Annotated in this window: 1 protein-coding gene; it reads left to right on the forward strand. The window is 51.0% G+C overall.

The window, feature by feature from the left end:
• Positions 1-1458, forward strand: a 1458-nt coding sequence (locus PAE54_RS12390; protein ID WP_326519658.1) for an electron transfer flavoprotein-ubiquinone oxidoreductase, incomplete at both ends; no start/stop codon positions are given.

A 1458-nucleotide genomic window follows, 5' to 3' on the forward strand; every position in this document is an offset into this window, starting at 1 on the left:
ATGGAGTTTGATGTCGTCATCGTTGGTGCCGGACCTGCAGGTCTTTCCGCCGCGATTCGCATCCGTCAATTAGCAATCGAAAACAACCTGGCAGACCTCTCCGTCTGTGTGGTTGAAAAAGGCTCTGAAGTGGGTGCGCATATCCTCTCGGGTGCTGTGCTTGAACCCCGTGCACTGAATGAACTGTTCCCCGACTGGAAAGAACAGGGCGCGCCGTTGAATGTGCCGGTGACGGAAGATAAAACCTATTTCCTGATGTCGGACAGTACGCACAAGGAAGCACCACACTGGATGGTGCCAAAAACCATGCACAATGACGGCAACTATGTGGTGTCGTTGGGCAATGTAGTGCGCTGGTTAGGCCAGAAAGCCGAAGAACTGGAAGTGTCGATCTTCCCGGGCTTTGCTGCTGCGGAAGTGCTCTATCATGAAGATGATACGGTCAAAGGCATCCAGACTGGTGACATGGGCATTGGCAAGGATGGTCAACCGACGCATAACTTTGCGCCGGGTTATGAATTGCATGCCAAATACACGCTGTTTGCTGAAGGCTGCCGTGGTCATCTCGGTAAGCGTTTAATCCAGAAGTTCAATCTGGATCAAGAGGCGGATCCGCAGCACTACGGCATCGGCATTAAAGAGCTTTGGGAAATTGATCCAGCCAAGCACAAGCCGGGTCTGGTGATGCACGGTGCCGGCTGGCCTTTGGCGGAAACGGCATCTTCTGGTGGCTGGTGGTTGTACCATGCCGAGAACAATCAGGTGACACTGGGCATGATCGTGGATTTATCTTATGAGAATCCGCACATGTTCCCGTTCATGGAAATGCAGCGCTGGAAAACCCATCCGTTAATCAAACAGTATCTGGAAGGTGGTAAGCGTATTTCTTATGGTGCGCGTGCGGTCGTCAAAGGTGGTTTTAACTCATTGCCGAAACTGACTTTCCCAGGCGGCTGTCTGATTGGTGATGACGCGGGCTTCCTGAACTTTGCCAAGATTAAGGGTTCTCATACCGCAATGAAGTCTGGCATGTTATGTGCTGAAGCGGTGTTTGAAGCAATTGCGGCGGGTGTGGAAAAAGGCGGTGATCTCGGTTATGCGCGTTTGACTGAAGGTGAAGATTTCTTTGCCAAAGAACTCACTACTTATACCGACAAGTTTAACAACAGCTGGCTGAAAGAAGAGCTGTACAACGCACGTAACTTTGGCCCGGCGATGCACAAGTTCGGTCAATGGGGCGGCGGTGCATTTAACTTTATTGACCAGAACCTGTTTAAAGTGCCGTTTACCCTGCATGACCTGGTCCCGGATTTCAGCGCACTGAAAACTGTCGATGCGGTGAGCTTTAAACCAGACTATCCAAAAGCCGATGGCAAGATCACTTTTGACCGTCTGTCTTCGGTGTTTGTCTCAAACACGGTGCATGAAGAAAACCAGCCATCGCATCTCAAACTGACC

It is taken from the genome of Acinetobacter minutum (assembly GCF_035916735.1).
In the GTDB taxonomy this organism is placed as follows: domain Bacteria; phylum Pseudomonadota; class Gammaproteobacteria; order Pseudomonadales; family Moraxellaceae; genus Acinetobacter.